Annotated in this window: 13 protein-coding genes; 4 read left to right on the top strand and 9 right to left on the bottom strand. The window is 46.2% G+C overall.

The window, feature by feature from the left end; all coding sequences use genetic code 11:
* The first annotated feature begins 103 nt into the window (after positions 1 to 103).
* On the top strand, positions 104 to 958 hold the full coding sequence (locus OGH69_RS03335; RefSeq protein ID WP_265173019.1) for a DUF2911 domain-containing protein: 855 nt from the start codon (positions 104 to 106) through the stop codon (positions 956 to 958).
* A 461-nt stretch (positions 959 to 1,419) separates the two neighbouring features.
* Complete coding sequence (locus OGH69_RS03330; RefSeq protein ID WP_265173018.1) at positions 1,420 to 1,830, top strand: hypothetical protein; 411 nt, start codon at positions 1,420 to 1,422, stop codon at positions 1,828 to 1,830.
* 57 nt (positions 1,831 to 1,887) lie between these two features.
* On the opposite strand, the gene OGH69_RS03325 is transcribed toward OGH69_RS03330, so the two are convergent.
* The 9 genes from OGH69_RS03325 to OGH69_RS03285 form a co-directional block, all read right to left on the bottom strand.
* Entirely contained in the window at positions 1,888 to 2,127 is a 240-nt protein-coding gene (locus OGH69_RS03325) for a hypothetical protein (RefSeq protein WP_265173017.1), read from the bottom strand.
* Positions 2,128 to 2,348: 221 nt separating this feature from the next.
* Complete coding sequence (locus tag OGH69_RS03320; RefSeq protein ID WP_265173016.1) at positions 2,349 to 4,067, bottom strand: sodium:solute symporter family protein; 1,719 nt, start codon at positions 4,065 to 4,067, stop codon at positions 2,349 to 2,351.
* 246 nt (positions 4,068 to 4,313) lie between these two features.
* Positions 4,314 to 6,782, bottom strand: a complete 2,469-nt coding sequence (locus OGH69_RS03315) for a PIG-L family deacetylase (protein ID WP_265173106.1) — start codon at positions 6,780 to 6,782, stop codon at positions 4,314 to 4,316.
* 206 nt (positions 6,783 to 6,988) lie between these two features.
* Positions 6,989 to 7,525: a mechanosensitive ion channel family protein gene (locus OGH69_RS03310; protein ID WP_265173015.1), complete on the bottom strand. Its 537-nt coding sequence runs from the start codon at positions 7,523 to 7,525 to the stop codon at positions 6,989 to 6,991.
* Positions 7,525 to 8,109 carry a Maf-like protein gene (locus tag OGH69_RS03305; RefSeq protein ID WP_265173014.1) on the bottom strand — a complete coding sequence of 195 codons (585 nt, stop codon included), beginning with the start codon at positions 8,107 to 8,109 and terminating at the stop codon, positions 7,525 to 7,527. The genes OGH69_RS03310 and OGH69_RS03305 overlap by 1 nt, the downstream gene beginning before the upstream one ends.
* Positions 8,096 to 8,995 (bottom strand): UbiA family prenyltransferase, encoded by a 900-nt coding sequence (locus OGH69_RS03300; RefSeq protein WP_265173013.1) that lies wholly within the window; start codon positions 8,993 to 8,995, stop codon positions 8,096 to 8,098. Before OGH69_RS03300 ends, OGH69_RS03305 begins: the two co-directional genes overlap by 14 nt.
* An 81-nt stretch (positions 8,996 to 9,076) precedes the next feature.
* Positions 9,077 to 9,604, bottom strand: a complete 528-nt coding sequence (locus tag OGH69_RS03295) for a KdsC family phosphatase (protein WP_265173012.1) — start codon at positions 9,602 to 9,604, stop codon at positions 9,077 to 9,079.
* Entirely contained in the window at positions 9,597 to 10,352 is a 756-nt protein-coding gene (locus OGH69_RS03290) for a Rossmann-like and DUF2520 domain-containing protein (protein ID WP_265173011.1), read from the bottom strand. The genes OGH69_RS03295 and OGH69_RS03290 overlap by 8 nt, the downstream gene beginning before the upstream one ends.
* A 192-nt stretch (positions 10,353 to 10,544) precedes the next feature.
* Positions 10,545 to 12,470 carry a M1 family metallopeptidase gene (locus OGH69_RS03285; RefSeq protein ID WP_265173010.1) on the bottom strand — a complete coding sequence of 642 codons (1,926 nt, stop codon included), beginning with the start codon at positions 12,468 to 12,470 and terminating at the stop codon, positions 10,545 to 10,547.
* 601 nt (positions 12,471 to 13,071) lie between these two features.
* Here OGH69_RS03285 and ccsA point away from each other — a divergent pair.
* Positions 13,072 to 16,281 carry a cytochrome c biogenesis protein CcsA gene (gene ccsA / locus OGH69_RS03280; RefSeq protein WP_265173009.1) on the top strand — a complete coding sequence of 1,070 codons (3,210 nt, stop codon included), beginning with the start codon at positions 13,072 to 13,074 and terminating at the stop codon, positions 16,279 to 16,281.
* 172 nt (positions 16,282 to 16,453) lie between these two features.
* A complete protein-coding gene (locus OGH69_RS03275) occupies positions 16,454 to 17,041 on the top strand; it encodes a glutathione peroxidase (protein ID WP_265173008.1) in 588 nt (195 codons plus the stop codon).
* Positions 17,042 to 17,044: the final 3 nt, after the last annotated feature.

The following is a 17,044-nucleotide window of genomic DNA, read 5'->3' as shown; positions in this document are numbered from 1 at the left end:
GTTTTTTAAGAAACCTCAAGGATTTTTAACTTTTTTTAACAATCGTAAACTCATTAATCATTAATTTCGCAGGTACAAATCGTTAAAACAAAAAACAAAGAAAATGAAAAAAATATTGATTACCGCGGCCTTTGTGCTGGTATCTATGGTTAGTGGACAGGCACAGGTGGTAACACCGCAGGCAAGCCCTAAAGCAGTTATTGAGCAGAAAGTTGGCCTTACAGATGTTAAGATTGAATATTCACGCCCAAGCGCGAGGGGCAGGGCCGTTTACGGAGAGCTTGTACCTTTCGGGAGGATGTGGAGGACTGGTGCCAACGCCAACACAATCATAACTTTCAGCAGCGATGTGGTAATTGCAGGGAAACCCCTAAAGGCAGGCCAGTACGCACTTTTTACACAGCCCAAAGCTGACAGCTGGGATGTAATTTTCTATGCAGACACAAATAACTGGGGCCTTCCTGAAAAATATGATGACAAGAAAGAGGTTTTAAGGGCATCTGTAAAGCCGGAATTCCTTTCACGCCCTGTAGAGACATTGACCATTGGCGTAAACGGCCTTGACAATGATTTTGCATTCCTTGAGATCGCATGGGAAAAGACTATGGTGGCGCTTAAATTTGAAGTGCCTACCAGGCAAACAGCCATGAAAAGCATTGAGACAGCTATGAGCGGACCCTCAGCCAATGACCTTTTCTCTGCAGCGCAGTACTACTACCAGTCGAATGGCGACATGAATAAAGCCTTGGCTTGGATGAACCAGGCCCTTGCTAAATTCCCGGCCAACGAAGCGCCATTCTACTTCCTTAGGCAGAAATCGCTTATCCAGGCTAAAATGGGCGACAAGAAAGGCGCTATCGAGACCGCCAAGCTTTCCCTTGCTGCTTCTGAAAAGGCCGGAAACGCTGACTATGTAAAAATGAACAAGGACTCCATCAACGAGTGGAGCAGGAAATAATTTTGTTTATCTATTGAGAAAAACGGCTGCCGGAAGGTGGCCGTTTTTTTTGCATTCAATAATTTGATGCAAACAAAAATGAAACAAAAAATCCGGATTTTTTATTGAGGACATTCCAGGGATGTGGCAGGGTCCTTTTTTATACCCTTTTTTCATCATGTTGGGGGGATTTTATGGTTTTGACAAGGGTATTTTTGAGGGTATAGCTGATGATTTTAGGGTACTGCCGGTATGAATTTACAGCCGTGGCCATTTTCCATCAGGTTTAATAAAGAAAAATGCGTTTTTGAAACAAAATTGAAAATGTGCATTACTGAAATGTCCGGAGATGGTTTCAATGCCCAATCCTTTTTCCGGTTTGTCATCAGATAAAAGGCTCGCGGTAGCGGGGGGCGGAAGTTGTTCGATTTTTTGTTGTTCTCTGAAGGAATTATATATTTGCTTTGATTTAAGAAACAGTCATGCTCATCAAGATTTTATTTAGCCTTTTCGTTATTTTAATCAACTCTTTGATTTACATAAAAATCAATAGGCTATTCATAAAGCCGGTTTGGGTTGTGACCATAATACTTTACGGTGTACTCATAAGCTTGCTAAATTATTTTTTGGAGCTATTGCCAAACAGATTGATTTATTTTCTGATTGTCTTTTCCGCGGCACTCATCATCCTCAATATAATGGCGGTAAGACAAGGTGTAATGAGAAGAAGCAATTTGGCTGTAGCCGAAAAAATTCAGGCGGTCAAATATTTTATTGTGAAAAAGCTTTTTGTAGCTATGGTAACTATTTTTCAGTTACTGTTAATCTGGTCTCCAACACTATTTGAGAAAATAATTACCCGTCCATCTAATGAAAAGGTAATCAGTTATTAATTGCCGACGGCTGCCGGAAGTTGGCCGTTTTTTGTTTTAAGATTTGTCCTCATATTATCAATTTGTCGTTGGCTTATCTAAAAATCTTATTTGGTCAACATCACACTGCCTTAAAGTACCATCTTCCAATTCAACAATACCAAAAATACCTTTATTCTTTCCTTCTTTATAATGTTCCCAACAGTGGAAATATCCAGTGCCATAAGTAGCTGGAATAAATTTCCAAATCATCTTTCCTGTGTCATCAGACATTTGTCTTCGGTCAGTTAGTCGAACCTCTACCTTTCTTAATTGCATAATTTTTATTTTTTGATTAGATATCAAAAATAATTATTTTATCTATTAAAAAAAATAAAACAATAAAAAAAATCTATAATAAAATATTTTTAGATATTTAATGTTTTGTTTAAAACATGATTTCTAAATAAATATCTTTCGCCTTAGCCCCGACAGCAGCGGCATACCCGACGTAGGAGGGATAGAGCGGATGGCGGGAACGGCGTATAGCAGCAAGTCCTTTACACAACCGCTTCCAACGCTGTCTTGTCCTTCCCAAAAACCTTCTGCAACAGCAATCCGATTACAATCGTAAGCGCAGCACCAATAACATTGAGCCATAGGTAGCTCAATATTTCATTGCGGTACACGAATTGAATGTAGATGCCTATAACCAATGTTTGTGTAATGACAGCACTCCAGAACATCGCTTTGGCGCGGATGTATTTGATGTAGAAAGCCACCAGGAACACGCCCAGCACTGTACCGTAGAATATGGAGCCGATGATGTTGACCAACTGGATAAGGTTCTCGAATAATGTACCAAAGCAGGCAAACAGTATCGCCACCACACCCCACATGAACGTAAAGCGCTTGGTCATGTCAACGAAGTGCTTATCTGATTTTTCCCCTTTTACGTGGCGCTTGTAAATGTCGATGGTCGTGGTGGAAGCCAGCGCGTTTAGCCCGGATGCTGAAGACGACATCGCTGCCGAGAATATTACCGCCAAAAGCAATCCTATCAATCCCTGAGGCAGGAAGTTGAGGATGAAGTACAGGAATACATAATCCTTATCGTTGGTCTCGGCATTTTTGTCGACCGCTTTTATGAGGTCTTTAGCCTGGTCCCGCAGGTCTTTCTCGCGGCTGTTCAGCGCTATGAGCTTGTTATGCAGTTCCCTGTTATCATAATCCTGCCCCAACTGGTGTACATACAGCAGGCTGATCTCTTCTTTTTCTGCCTCAATATTTTTCAGCTGGCCTTCAAGCTTTTCATAATCGGCTTTATAAACAGAAGTATTGATGATCTTGGTGTTGTTCGGGTTAAAGTGCAGGGGCGCCGAGTGGAACTGGAAGAACACGAACACCATTACGCCAATCAATAGTATGAAGAACTGCATGGGCACTTTCAAAAGTCCGTTCATGATAAGCCCCATCTGGCTTTCGCGGATGGACTTACCCGAAAGGTAGCGCTGTACCTGCGACTGGTCGGTACCGAAGTACGCCAGCATCAGGAAGAAACCTCCGGCAATACCGCTCCATATTGTGTAACGTTCCTCAGGGTCGAAAGAAAAGTTGAGTATTTCAAGCTTTTTATTGGCCCCTGCAATGTGCAATGCATTAGAGAAGGTCAGGTCGTCGGGGAGGTAGTGGAGTATGGTGAAGAACGCGAATGCCATGCCCGTCATGATCACGAACATCTGCTGTTTATGCGTTACGTTTACCGCTTTAGTGCCACCCGATACGGTGTAGATGATTACCATTACACCGATAAGCAGGTTCATCAGGTTCAGATTCCAGCCCAATAGCGACGACAGGATGATAGCAGGGGCATAGATGGTAAGCCCCGTTCCCAGTCCGCGCTGTATGAGGAATATGACCGAAGCAACGGTACGCGTTTTCACATCAAAACGCTGTTCGAGGAATTCATACGCAGTAAACACCTTCAGCTTGTGGAAGATGGGGATGAATGTAATGCAGATGACCACCATAGCCAGCGGCAACCCGAAGTAGAACTGCACGAAGCCCATGCCGTCATGGTAGGCCTGCCCGGGCGTGGACAGGAATGTGATGGCGCTGGCCTGTGTGGCCATTACCGATAGGCCAACCGTCCACCACGGGGTTTCGTTGTTGCCCAGGATGTATTCGTTGACATTCTTGCTGCCCTTTGTTTTAATGACGCCATAGCCCACAATGAACAGGAGTGTTGCCGATAAGATGATCCAGTCGTATAACTGCATACTAGAATATTTGCATTAGGAAATAAAAAAGCACGATATAGATCACGTTGAGCAGCAGCACCAGCGAGTAGCTCTTTTTCCACGTTGACGGATTTTTCATATTTTTTATTTTCTATTTATTATTTTTTATTTCAACCACCCCGCCTTTCAGGCACCCCTCCAAAGGAGGGGAAGGGGAACGTAACCACTCTGCTTTCCCTCCTTTGGAGGGGTGGCCGTAGGCCGGGGTGGTTTTTAAGGGCGGCTTTACTTACCAAGGCCAATAATATTCGCCATCAGCCTGTATGCCCCGGAAACGCCCTCGGGCAGTTCGCGGAAAAAGCTCAGGCCGGTATAAATATAGTAACCTTTGCCATATTTCGCTACCAGCAGGCCGCCTTTTTTGGCTTCTTCGCCCTTGTCATGCGATGATAGTATCGGCGTAAACTCCGGCGCCCACTGGTCCGGATAGTACAACCCCTGTTCCTGTACCCAGCCCTTAAAGTCTTTATCCGACAGCTTGTTCGGGTAGTTCAGTACGGGGTGCGATGGTTCGAGGAACGTTACTTTAGCATTCTCTTCCGTTACCCTGTCGCGCGAAATGCGGAGCGGGTAGGGGGCAAGCTCTTTTATGCGGAGGTCGCCCGTTGTGTTGTACTGCACCACCATGTTGCCACCGTCCTTCACGTAATCAAACAGGATTTGCTGTTTAAACGCCAAAGCATCCAAAACATTATAGGCGCGTATGCCCAATACCACGGCATCAAAATCTTTAAGGCTCTCAGCGGAAATGCCTTCAGGGGTTAGCAGTGCAATTTCATAGCCCATCTGTTTCAGGCTTTCGGGCACATTATCTCCCGCACCCATGATGTAGGCGATCTTTTCGCCGCGTATCTTCAGGTCGGCCTTGGTGAATTTGGCTGTCGATGGCATCAATACCTGCTGCGACACAATGTGCGGGTAGGTAATCATGATGAGTTCCCTGTCGTATTCCTTCCCATTAATGGTTGCTACACTTTTTCCTGTAGCCTCGGTCGGTTCGGCAGGCGGAGCAACTTCAAAGGTTACGGTCGTCTCACTGCCTTTCCTCGCAAGGTCGAATGGGATTGAGGCCGGCGTTACCTTCCAACCGTTGGGCAGTTCAAACTTCAGGTCACCCTTGCAATTATCGATTCCTGCCTGTATGCGGATGCTTATCGTTTGTTTTTTGTTGTTCGTAAACAGCTGCACTTTATTCAATATTTTGGTGGTAACAGCGGGAATGATATCCAGCGGCTGGTACACCTCACCCATAACGGGGTCATTGTATTTGTAAACAATCTCCCTTTTGAAGGGGATCGAAATAGTGCCTATTCGAATGTTGAAATCAATGAACTGTTCCCTGATGATATCGGGTATTCCGATCTTTTGCAAATCATCAACCCGGTACATTCCTGAAGTTCCTTTTTCTGTAAGCCAGTAGGGTGAGGTATAATTGGCGCTTTCCTTTATTTTAATGTCGAATTCGCCCGACTGATTAACATTATTATCAAGCGGTGCTGCAATGTCTTTTTGTCCGGAAATTGACTCCAATGACATAGGGATGGCGCTCCTGTTGATGGCTTCCCATTTCACTTTCAGCGGGCTTCCCGGCGTAACCGCCTGGTGTTCGGCAACCGCTTCAAGATATAATCCACTGCATGCGGCAATGATATTTTTTACCTCTTCCTGCTTTATGGCAACCCAATGCTTGTCCTCCAGCTTGCCTATCATCACATACACATCGGCCAATGCAGGAACAGAAGCTGACGGATTTTTAAAGTCGAAATTTTTAAGGATCAGGGCAATCGCATCGCCAACTGGCTTGCCGCCTTTTACGCGGTTCCATGTCGTGTCAATGCCTTCAAACAGGTTTTGCTTGTCTTTCAGGTCGTCGCCTTTTATAAGCTCAAGGTACTCCATGTCATCCCCACGCTGGCCGGTCGACCCAAACCCCTGCGAACGGTGCTTGCTGCGGCTCAGCGCTGCTATCTCCTGGTTCGATTTACCAAGTAGCGGATTGTAAACGCCTGTCTGCAGGTTGATGTATTTCGATTTATCGGCTTTTTCAAAGTTTTCCCTTCCTCCAAAAAACCACCACGATACATTGAATAGCAGCCGCTTTGGCTGCCATGTTTTCACATATTCCAACTGCTTTGTTTCATATTTAGCATCGGCAGCCAGGTCCCACGCTTCCTGGGTTAACATGGCCGAGGACGTATGGTGACCATGGGTCGTACCGGGCGAGCGGTGGTCAAAGCGGTTGATGATCACATCAGGCCTGAACCTGCGTATCACCCAAACCATGTCCTGCAATACTTTTCCCTTTTCCCATATTTCCAGCGTTTCGTCCGGCATTTTAGAGTAGCCGAAGTCATTAGCACGGCTGAAGAACTGCTCACCGCCATCTACCTTGCGGGCCTCAATAAGCTCCTGCGTACGGATAACACCCAACTGCTCACGCAATTCAAGGCCAATGAGGTTTTGCCCGCCATCGCCCCGTGTGAGCGAGAGGTATCCGGTGCGTGCGTGCTTTTCATTCGCCAAAAATGAAATCAGGCGTGTGTTCTCATCGTCCGGGTGTGCCGCAATGTACAGCGCCGTACCCAGGAAGTTGAGCTTTTCAAGCTTGTTGTATATCTCTGCCGAAGTAGGCTTCGGCGGTTGTGCAAAACTTAGGGTAAAGGAAAAAAGGAAAATAAATGAAAACAGTTGCATTTTATAATTAACCACATAGGAACATAGGTCGGATAGGTTTTTTTGAGTAAGGCATATCACCACATAGTCTTTGAAGCTTTGCTTCAATCTCTGTGGACTTTCAATGCACAGATTTACCAATACTTTCTTCATTCGGAAAGCTATGTGCTTCCCGCTATAGCGGAACAAGTTATGTGGTTCAATTTTTAAAAAATTCTGCATGGTGTTTAATCGTAAAACTCTTTGTCCTCGCGGGTTATGGGCACAATGCTCACGCCCTTCTGCAACAGCAGGCTGTTAGGGTAGGTTATGAGTTCGCCCTCGCGGGTGCGGAGTATGGTATGGAATGTTTTTATGTCCTCAATCTGGGCTTCGATGGGGAAATCCTTGTCGTGTATGCGGATCACGTCGCCTATGCGGAAAGGATAGGTGAAAAAGATGATGATGCCCGAAGTGATGTTGCTGAGTATGGACCATTGCGCAAAAAATGCCACGCCTATTATGGTCAGCGCCCCTGTGATGAACCCGAACAGGTCTTCTGTCTTAATGCCCCATACCGCAATGATTATTACTGTAAAAAGCACAAACATACCTATGTCGATGTACTTGGTAATAAGGTTGGTGCGGTGTTCGGAAAGGTGGGCCGTACGGGCATACTTTTTAGTGAGCCGCTTTATCAGCAGGCTCAATGCTATAAATACTATTACAGTTATGGCTGTACGCAGTATTTCAGTATAATATACGTGCTTTTGTAATTCTTCCATTAAGCAAATTTACTTAAATGTTGGTAGACTTTATCTACCGGCATGCCTACAACATTGGCATACGAGCCCTCGATCCTGGCAATCGCCACAAGCCCAATCCATTCCTGGATGCCGTAAGACCCCGCTTTATCAAAGGGTTTGTAGTTGTCAAGGTAATATTTGATCTCGGCATCCGAAAGCGTGTTAAAAGTGACTTTGGTCGTTTCGTTAAACACTTCTGTCTTATCCGGGCTCTTTATGCACACCGATGTAATCACCTCATGCGTGTTTCCTGAAAGCGTTGTAAGCATTGCAAAAGCATCATCATAATCTCTCGGTTTGCCCAATGCCCTGCCGTTATGCCACACAATGGTATCACTGGTTATGAGTATCTCGTCGTTCGAAAGCGAGTCGTCCATGCTTTTGGCCTTCAGTTCGGCCAGAAAATCTGTTATTTCAGCTCCCTGCAGGTTGTCCGGATAAATTTCTTCCACCTCTTTCAGGCGCACTTCAAACGGCACATCGAGTTCTTTCAGGAACTGCTGCCTTCTTGGCGAACCGGATGCGAGTACCACCTTATGGTTTTTTAGCTTATCCCTTAGCATTGTATTGGATATTGAATGTTATAACCGCAATGGAAACGGATGTGAAGAACAACACAAGCTTCATAACGGTAACCAATTGCGTAAAGTCTTTCTGGGTTTTGGAATTCCACAGCTTAATGGCAAAATATATGACCGGCCCAAGCAGGAACAACAGGCAGAATCCCATTGCCCATAACAGGTTGAGCAGGTAGGTATTCACATAATACAGGACCATGGCAATGGGTATTATAGTAAGTGCGCAGACAATTTTAACTGTACGCTCTTTACCCAAAGCAATGGGCAGGGTGTTGATGCCTGCATTGTAGTCGCTGTCGGCATGGGCTAAATCCTGTACAAAAGTAAGGAGCAATGCAATGACAAATACGAATAGGGCATAATCGAGTAACAGACTGAAAAGTGTGCCCAACAGCGGTTTTGTCTCCGGTATCAGCAACGGGTAAAAATTGAAGATACCTATGGCTACGATAGGTAATGCCGTGGTAATTGCGATCAGGACGTTACTGATTAGCAGCGTCTGCTTCAGGCTTGTAGCATAAATGTAGAGCGTTGCCGCAGCCACCACCATTATACCGGAGTATAGGGGTATCCCGACAAGATTGGCAATGTAGTACCCCAGGCCGACACCTATTATGGTGAGCACTATATACAGGTTATAGCTCTGTGCTTCTGAAATATCGTACTCTTTATGCCCAATCCCGGCTGTGTTATTTATGAAGTAAGCCCCTGCAGCTATAAAAATGCATGAAAAAGCCAGCAGCGCGTATTGCCAGTCGTTTAGCGCTGGAATGACCGCCTCCTGTGCCGATATGAACCCATAACGGAAAATAAACAGTGACACGGCAAGGATGATAAGGTCGGGTATGTTGAGTAATTTGAAGATCTTCATTTATTGCTTATTCGGTTATTTGTGGATTTGGTTATTTGTATTGATGGTTTGTAATTTGTTATTTTAAACTTGGAATTTAAATCAATCATAACGTGCATTAAAATGCTCCATCCATTTCCCCTGTACTTTCATTACCTGCTCAATCACGTCGCGCACACAGCCCGTACCGCCATTTTTATGCGAAATGTAGCGGCTTATCTCCTTGATTTCAGGAGCTGCATCCTGCGGGCAGGTAGGCAGGCCAACCAGCTGCATCACGTGGTAGTCAGGAATGTCGTCACCCATATATAACACCTGTTCGGGCTTAATATTATAGATGTCGGTAAATTCATCAAATGTCTCCACTTTATTAGGCACACCAAGATAAATATCAGTAATGCCGAGGTTGCGCAGGCGTATGCGTACGCCCTCATTCAGCCCACCCGAAATGATGCATACGGTATAACCGTTCTCCACAGCGGCCTTCATGGCATAGCCGTCGCGTATGTTCATGTTGCGCAGCATTTCGCCGGTAGGGGTAACGTGTATGGTGCCGTCAGTAAGCACGCCGTCCACATCAAAAATGAATGTGGTAATGTTGTTCATCAGTTCTTTATAGCTTTCAGCCATGGGTGTCCTGTATCGATTGGGTTAATATTTTATAGATATTCCTTTGGTTGTCGTCCTTCAGGAAGTCAAGGTGCTTTTCAATGGTCTTTTGGTCGTGGCGTATGGCCGGCCCTGTCTGTGCCTGAACAGGGGAGAGGGTATTCACCTTGTCGGCAGTCTCAGCAATCAAAGGGTTCAGTATGCTGAACGGGATATCATTCTCCTGACATACAGCATCGCCCAACGCATACATATGGTTCGAAAAATTGCTCACGAAAACGGCCGCCACGTGCAGTGCCTGCCTTTGTTTGGAACCGATGTTGTAAACCGTTCGGGATAAGGCATTCGCCAATGTTTCAAGGACGTTATAGTCGGCTTCGTTCTCGCTTTCAAGGCACAACGGCACTTTGCTGAAATCAACAGTTTTGCTTTTGGAGAACGTCTGCAACGGGTAAAACACCCCTCTGCGATTTTTGCCATCCATCTGTTCCAGTGCCACGCTGCCCGAAGTATGCACCACCAGCTTTCTTTCAAACGGCAGCTTTGCAGATACTTCCGCGATGGCATCATCGGTCACCGAAATGATGTAAATGTCGGCATCGCCAAGGTCTTCCAAAGAGGAGATGATCTTCTCTTCAGGAAACAAATGTGCCAGCTTTTCGGGGTGCCGGGCATACAGCTGCACCAGCATTGCCTGCCCCGATGCATCGATGGCCTTTGCAAGGTGCTGCGCCACATTTCCCGACCCGATAATGACTGTTTTTAACATGACGGCTAAATTATAAAAAACTTTCAGGTTTAGGAAGCGCTACGCTTGAAGTTATTTCACAGAGATTCGCAAAGAAGGCGCAAAGATTCGAAGATTTCCCATGCTAATCATCGTTCCGGTTACTCAATAATTGGAGGGACTTAGTGTTCCTTTACGGTACTAAAACAAAAAAAGCGGCCGAAGCCGCTCTCATTATTCTTTAACCCATTTATTGTCTTTCAGGTCGATGTCCGGTACTACTTTCATCGGGTCGATTTCAACAGATTTGAGCTTTTTGTCCGATTTCACAAGGTATTTCCATTCCTTCGTGCGCATCCAGGTTTCAACCGGCAGGGTACGCATCTCGATGGTATCATCGTCATAAGTGATCTTGAATACTACCGGCATGGGAATCTCGCCTTTGTTCACAAACTTGATTATGGCGGAACCTTCTTCCTGCTCTACTTCCGAAATCCCCAGGTTGATGTTGCCATTCTCCATGAACCAGCCTTTCCAGAACCAGTTCAGGTTTTCGCCGGCGGCGTTGTCCATTGCATTGAAGAAATCCGAAGGCTGGGGGTGCTTGAATGCCCAGTTCTTTATATAACTGCGGAAAGCATAGTCAAAACGGTCCTGGCCCAGTATGTACTCGCGCAGCATGATCATTCCGGTAGCAGGCTTGTAGTAAGCGGTGTACCCCAGGTTCATGTTCTTGGCAACGTCAGGGTAGGTAGAGATGCCCTCGCGGCCTTTCCATTTAAAATAGTGTACGCGGTTCTGCGCCTTGGCAATGTCGGTTGGGTATTCGCCATTGTTGAAATCCAGCGTACTGTAATAATTGATAAAGGTATTGAAACCCTCGTCCATCCAAGCATAGCGGCGCTCGTTGGAGCCTACGATCATCGGGAACCAGTTATGGCCGAACTCATGGTCGGTAACGTCCCAAAGGCTTGCCCCAAAAGCTCCCGCCTCACAAAATGATACGCCCGGATACTCCATCCCGCCCGCATTCGACGCTACATTTACAGCATTAGGGTAAGGATATTCAAACCACATTTTTGAGTAGTGCTCGATAGATGCTTTGGTATATTCGGTAGAGCGGCCCCATGCAGTGTTGGCTTTGCGCTCAACAGGGTAGGCCGACTGCGCCATGCCTTTCCTTCCGCTTGGGAAGTTGATGCGCGCGGCATCCCATACAAATGCTTTCGATGTAGCAAATGCCACATCGCGCGTATTGGTCATTTTAAAATGCCACGTCGCTTTGCCGCTTTTCATTGGCCGCGTAATGGCGGTATTGCCTACTTCTTCCGGCGTAATCAGGTATACGGTCTTGTCGCTTTTTTCAGCTTCCCCCATACGGGCCAGCTGCTGTTTGGTGAGTACCTCCTTGCCATTGACAAGTTCGCCCGAACCCACCACGATATGGTCGTACGGTACGGTTACCTTATAATCAAAGTTGCCATATTCAACATAAAATTCGCCTGCGCCAAGATAAGGCTCTACGTTCCAGCCTACAACATCGTCATATACTGCCACGCGCGGATACCATTGCGCCAGGGAATAAATGGTCCCTTTCGGCGTTTTCAGCTGTCCCATGCGGTCCATGCCTGCTTTAGGCACCTTAAATTCAAAGTTCATAGAAACCACGGCTTTAGCCTTAGGCTTTAGCGGCTCGTTAAAATATACCTGCATCCTTGTATCGCTGATGAGGAACTTGTTCGAGGGGTTGCCTTTTGTCTTTGCCGAAAGGTTGGATATTGTAATGCCACCATCGGTATCTCCCGAATAGCGGTTGCCTGCAATTGGCGTGGTAAGCGTACCCCGCGAAGTTTCGGTAAATCGGTTCTGCTCCACATACATCCAGATATATTCCAGCGTTTGCGGGCTGTTGTTATGGTAGGTCATCGTCAGCTTGCCTTTCAGGATGTTGGTTTGGTCATCCAGTTCCACCTCAATGGAATAGTCGGCATTGTTCTGCCAATACTTAGGGCCCGGCACACCCGATGCGGCGCGGTATTCGTTGCCCCGGCGGTACATTACGTCATCAAATTCAGACTGGTTGTTCTTATTGGCGGGTTCCTGTGCAAAAGCGATGGTTCCCATAAGTCCCATGAGTAGTGCTAATTTGGGTAATCTCATGTAATCGTTACGTTTTTTGTTGAGTTAATTGTTTCTGGTAAACGTCAAATATACCTAAGTTCTGATTAATAATGAAAAATATTTAGAGGTCGTCCTTTTTTGCTGCGAATTGCACGAATTTCATCAATTTTCTTCATACTTGACAGGATTTAAACACAGGTTGTTTGGAATATTGTAATTCACAATAAATGACATGATAAAAGCTTGCTTATTCCATTTTCAGGCTTATTTAGTGTGCTTGTATCATTTATATGCCGCTCCTCCGGAGCTCAAGGGGATTGCTAACATTCTTGCTATAAACATACCGTCCCTCCGGGACTCAGCAGCAGCCCCCCCCAGCGGGGCGAAATGTTTATAGCAATATTGATGATGAGTGACTTATAGCTCCGGAGGAGCGGCATATAAGTAATTTAAAACTATTCCGAACACCTGTGTTATAAAAACCTGTCAGGTGTTGTAGCGGAAAAATATGCAGTTTTAAATTTATAATAATTAGCGGTTCTTTAATTTGTGAAATTCGTGTAATTCGTGGCTATTTTTTTACCGTGAGAGTAAATTTTCCAGTATTTTTGCACCAATTTATACTCAACGTTCCACACTCATGGATAAAATAATATCGTTCTTTTCCTCAACCCGTTTAATGGCAGTGCTTTTCCTCGTTTTTGCCCTCGCCATGGGTATAGGTACCTTTATTGAAGATGCATACAACACCGAAACCGCACGCCTTTTTATCTATAATGCATGGTGGTTTGAACTCATCATGTTCCTCTTTGTTGTCAACTTCATAGGCAACATCAAGCGTTACCAGCTCCACAAAAAAGAAAAATGGGCTACGCTGCTCCTTCACCTTTCGTTCATATTCATCATCGTTGGCGCGTTTGTAACCCGCTACATTAGTTTTGAGGGCGTAATGAACATCCGCGAAGGCGCAACCGAAAAACAATTCTACTCCGACAAAGCCTACCTTACCATTTGGGTAGACGGCGAATACCAGGGCTCCATGCAGCGCCGTACTTTTGAAGAGCCGTTGCTTTTCAGTGCCGCAGAATTTATGAATTCCAATGACTTCACCATCAAAGGCGATTTCAACAAGATACCTTTTGAAGTAAATTATAAAGATTACAAGATAGGGGCGAAGGACACGCTGGTGGCCGACCCGAAAGGCGATGAGTACCTGAAGCTGGTGGAAGCCGGTGGAGGCACCCGCCACGAGCATTACCTCAAGGCAGGTGAGGTGCAGAACATCCACAACATCCTGTTTGCCTTTAATGCGCCTACTGAGGGCGCCATCAACATTACCAAACAGGGTGACGGCTACACTATAAAAACACCGTTTGATGGCAGCTTCATGCGCATGGCGGACCAAATGAAGGGACAGGTTGCCAAAGACACCGCACAGCCGCTGATGCTGCGCTCGCTGTACACGGTAGGGGGCGCCATGTTCGTATTCCCGGAGACATCGCTGAAAGCCAGGAGGGACTATGTTTCTGATAATGACTTTAAGACCAAAGAACAATCAGCGCTTACGGTTACCGTGAAGTCGGAAGGGCAGGAGCGTGATGTAACGCTTTTGGGCGGCATGAAAAGGATAGGCACACCGGTATCCTTCAAGCAGGGCAACCTTGAGTATACGCTGCTTTATGGCAGTAAGGTGTATGAACTGCCGTTCAATGTTAAGCTGAATGACTTCATTGCCGAGAAGCAGCCAGGGTCTGAAACGACTTATAAGTCGTTTGAAAGCAAGGTGACCCTTTCCGGCCCTGAAAAAGAAGATAATTTTGATTACCACATTTACATGAACCACGTACTCGACCATAAAGGCTACCGCTTTTTCCAGGCTTCGTACGATGCGGACGAAAAGGGCACGGTGCTATCGGTAAGCCACGATTTCTGGGGAACGTGGATATCCTACATAGGGTATTTCTTTTTATACATTGGCCTGATGGCGATACTGTTCGACAAGAATACCCGCTTTGGCGACCTGAAGAAAAAACTGGATAAGGTAAAAGCGAAGAAAGCAAAGCTGGTAACGGTTATTGCATTGTTCATAAGTATTGGCGCATTCGCACAGGAGGGCCACATCCATGAGCGCATGAGCCAGAAGCAGATCGACTCGCTGCTTGACAAGTATAAGGTAAGCGAGGAACACGCGGCTAAATTCGGCCGTCTCGTGATACAGGACAACGGAAGGATGAAGCCGGCGAACACCTTTGCGTCAGAACTGCTGCGCAAGGTGAGCAAGAGCGATACCTACAACGGCATGAACGCCGAACAGGTGCTGCTTTCGATGGCGCTTATGGACAGGATTTGGTACAATGTCCCGATATTGCACCTCCAAAGAGGCAATGACAGTATACGCACGGTGCTTGGCCTTCCGAAAAATGCAAAATATGCCGCTTTGGCCGACTTTGTTGATCCTAAAACACAAAGTTACAAGCTGACCGGAATATTGGCCGAAGCCAACAGGGAAAAGGTACCCAATAAATTCCAGCAGGATTTCCTTGATATCGATAAGAGGCTCACATTGCTCAACTGGGCCATTTCCGGCGAGGTATTCCGGGTGATACCCGTGCCGGGCGACAAAGGAAACCGTTGGGTTAACTACCGCGAGGCTAACGAAGAAAGCATTAAAGGCCTTGACACCATTAAAAATATCATACCCTTTTACCTGCAAAGCCTGGGCCAGGCGGTAACAACAGGTGATTACAAGCTTTCCGACAGCATCCTGGAAGGACTGAACAAGATGCAGCACAAGTACGGGAAAGATGTCATGCCTTCTGATGACAAGGTAAAAGCGGAAATACTGTACAACAAATACGATATATTCAAGAAATTGTACACGTATTACATGCTTGCGGGGGTGCTGATGATGATCTTTGTGATACTTAAAATATTCAGGAACTGGAAATGGCTGCGTATCACAGTTAATGTTTTCTATGGCATCGTTATGTTTTTGTTGGTTCTCCATACGCTCGGCCTCATCGCACGCTGGTACGTATCGGGCCATGCACCGTGGAGCAATGCTTATGAGTCGGTTATCTACGTAGGATGGGCTACGGTATTGTTCGGGTTCCTGCTGAGTGCGTTCAGCTACCAGCCGGTATTCAAAATAAAGGCCGTATTGAGGGCATTTTTTGGCCTGTCTGAAAACCACCGGTCGGAGCTTACGGTTGCGTCGGCGGCATTCGTGGCATCCATAATATTGTGGGTAGCCCATCAAAGCTGGACTGACCCGGAAATCGGGAATCTCGTACCGGTACTCAACTCGTACTGGCTGATGATACACGTAGCCGTTATCGTGGCCTGCTACGGGCCGTTTACCCTTGCCTTTATGCTGGGCATCGTAGCCATGCTGCTAATGGTGTTTACCAACAAGGAAAACAAGGAAAAAATGGACCTGAACATCAAAGAGATCACCTATATCAACGAAATGGCGCTTACCGTAGGCCTCGTAATGCTTACCATAGGCAACTTCCTTGGAGGGCAGTGGGCCAACGAGAGCTGGGGCCGCTACTGGGGCTGGGACCCTAAAGAGACCTGGGCATTGGTGAGCATCATGGTATATGCCTTCGTGATACACATGCGTTTCGTACCTGCATTGCGCAGCCGCTGGACATATAACTTCTTCAGCGTATTGGCATTTGCATCGATATTAATGACCTACTTTGGCGTAAACTTTTACCTTACCGGGCTGCACTCGTATGCGAGCGGGGAGGTGAGGACCCCAATGTACTTCTTCTGGATGGCGCTGGGCGTGTTTATCCTCGGAGGCTTGGCATATGTCCAGTTCAGGAGGCATTTGAGGAAGTAGTTGCGGGCTATTTCGCAAAGATGCACAAAGAAGGCACAAAGATCCGCAAAGTTAAATTGTTGTTGAGAGCGCATAGAACCGTTCTAAAAATTTCTCTGTGTAACTTTGTGCTTCCTTTGCGAATCTTTGCGATAGTTCTTACTTTTATCGTAATTTTATATAAAAATAATCCATGAAAAAAATAGCAATGCTGGCCTGCGGGATGCTGCTGCTGTTCAGCTGCCAGAACCAGGCGCAGACCAAAGCCGCCAAAGCAACCGAAAAAACAAAACCTATGGCAAAAGAAACCATTTACCAGTATAAAGTGACCACCCTTGACGGCAAGGAATTTGATTTTTCGACCCTTAAAGGCAAGAAAATACTTATCGTGAACACGGCATCCAAATGCGGGCTTACACCGCAATACAAAGACCTTGAGGCACTGTATAAAGAATATAAGGACAAAGGACTGGTGATTGTGGGATTCCCTGCCAATAACTTTGCTTCGCAGGAGCCGGGCACGAACCAGGAGATTGCGGAGTTTTGCCAGATGAACTATGGCGTAACCTTCCCGATGATGGAAAAGATCTCGGTAAAAGGTGCAGACATGGCGCCAATCTACCATTTCCTGACCGAGAAAAGCAAGAACGGACTTCAGGATAGCGAGGTGGAATGGAACTTCCAGAAATACCTTATCAACGAAAAGGGTGAGCTTGAAAAAGTGATCGGCCCGCAAACACTGCCTACCGACCCGCAGGTGGTGGACTGGATCAAAGCCTAACCA

It is taken from the genome of Flavobacterium sp. MFBS3-15, assembly GCF_026107645.2.
Taxonomy (GTDB): domain Bacteria; phylum Bacteroidota; class Bacteroidia; order Flavobacteriales; family Flavobacteriaceae; genus Flavobacterium.
Note: the sequence above shows the minus strand (reverse complement) of the source record. Positions and strands in the feature narration are given on the sequence as shown.

Coding starts and splice junctions, on each gene's coding strand:
- OGH69_RS03335 (WP_265173019.1), top strand. CDS start 104: ATGAAAAAAATATTGATTACCGCGGCCTTTGTGCTGGTATCTATGGTT.
- OGH69_RS03330 (WP_265173018.1), top strand. CDS start 1,420: ATGCTCATCAAGATTTTATTTAGCCTTTTCGTTATTTTAATCAACTCT.
- OGH69_RS03325 (WP_265173017.1), bottom strand. CDS start 2,127: ATGCAATTAAGAAAGGTAGAGGTTCGACTAACTGACCGAAGACAAATG.
- OGH69_RS03320 (WP_265173016.1), bottom strand. CDS start 4,067: ATGCAGTTATACGACTGGATCATCTTATCGGCAACACTCCTGTTCATT.
- OGH69_RS03315 (WP_265173106.1), bottom strand. CDS start 6,782: ATGCAACTGTTTTCATTTATTTTCCTTTTTTCCTTTACCCTAAGTTTT.
- OGH69_RS03310 (WP_265173015.1), bottom strand. CDS start 7,525: ATGGAAGAATTACAAAAGCACGTATATTATACTGAAATACTGCGTACA.
- OGH69_RS03305 (WP_265173014.1), bottom strand. CDS start 8,109: ATGCTAAGGGATAAGCTAAAAAACCATAAGGTGGTACTCGCATCCGGT.
- OGH69_RS03300 (WP_265173013.1), bottom strand. CDS start 8,995: ATGAAGATCTTCAAATTACTCAACATACCCGACCTTATCATCCTTGCC.
- OGH69_RS03295 (WP_265173012.1), bottom strand. CDS start 9,604: ATGGCTGAAAGCTATAAAGAACTGATGAACAACATTACCACATTCATT.
- OGH69_RS03290 (WP_265173011.1), bottom strand. CDS start 10,352: ATGTTAAAAACAGTCATTATCGGGTCGGGAAATGTGGCGCAGCACCTT.
- OGH69_RS03285 (WP_265173010.1), bottom strand. CDS start 12,470: ATGAGATTACCCAAATTAGCACTACTCATGGGACTTATGGGAACCATC.
- ccsA (WP_265173009.1), top strand. CDS start 13,072: ATGGATAAAATAATATCGTTCTTTTCCTCAACCCGTTTAATGGCAGTG.
- OGH69_RS03275 (WP_265173008.1), top strand. CDS start 16,454: ATGAAAAAAATAGCAATGCTGGCCTGCGGGATGCTGCTGCTGTTCAGC.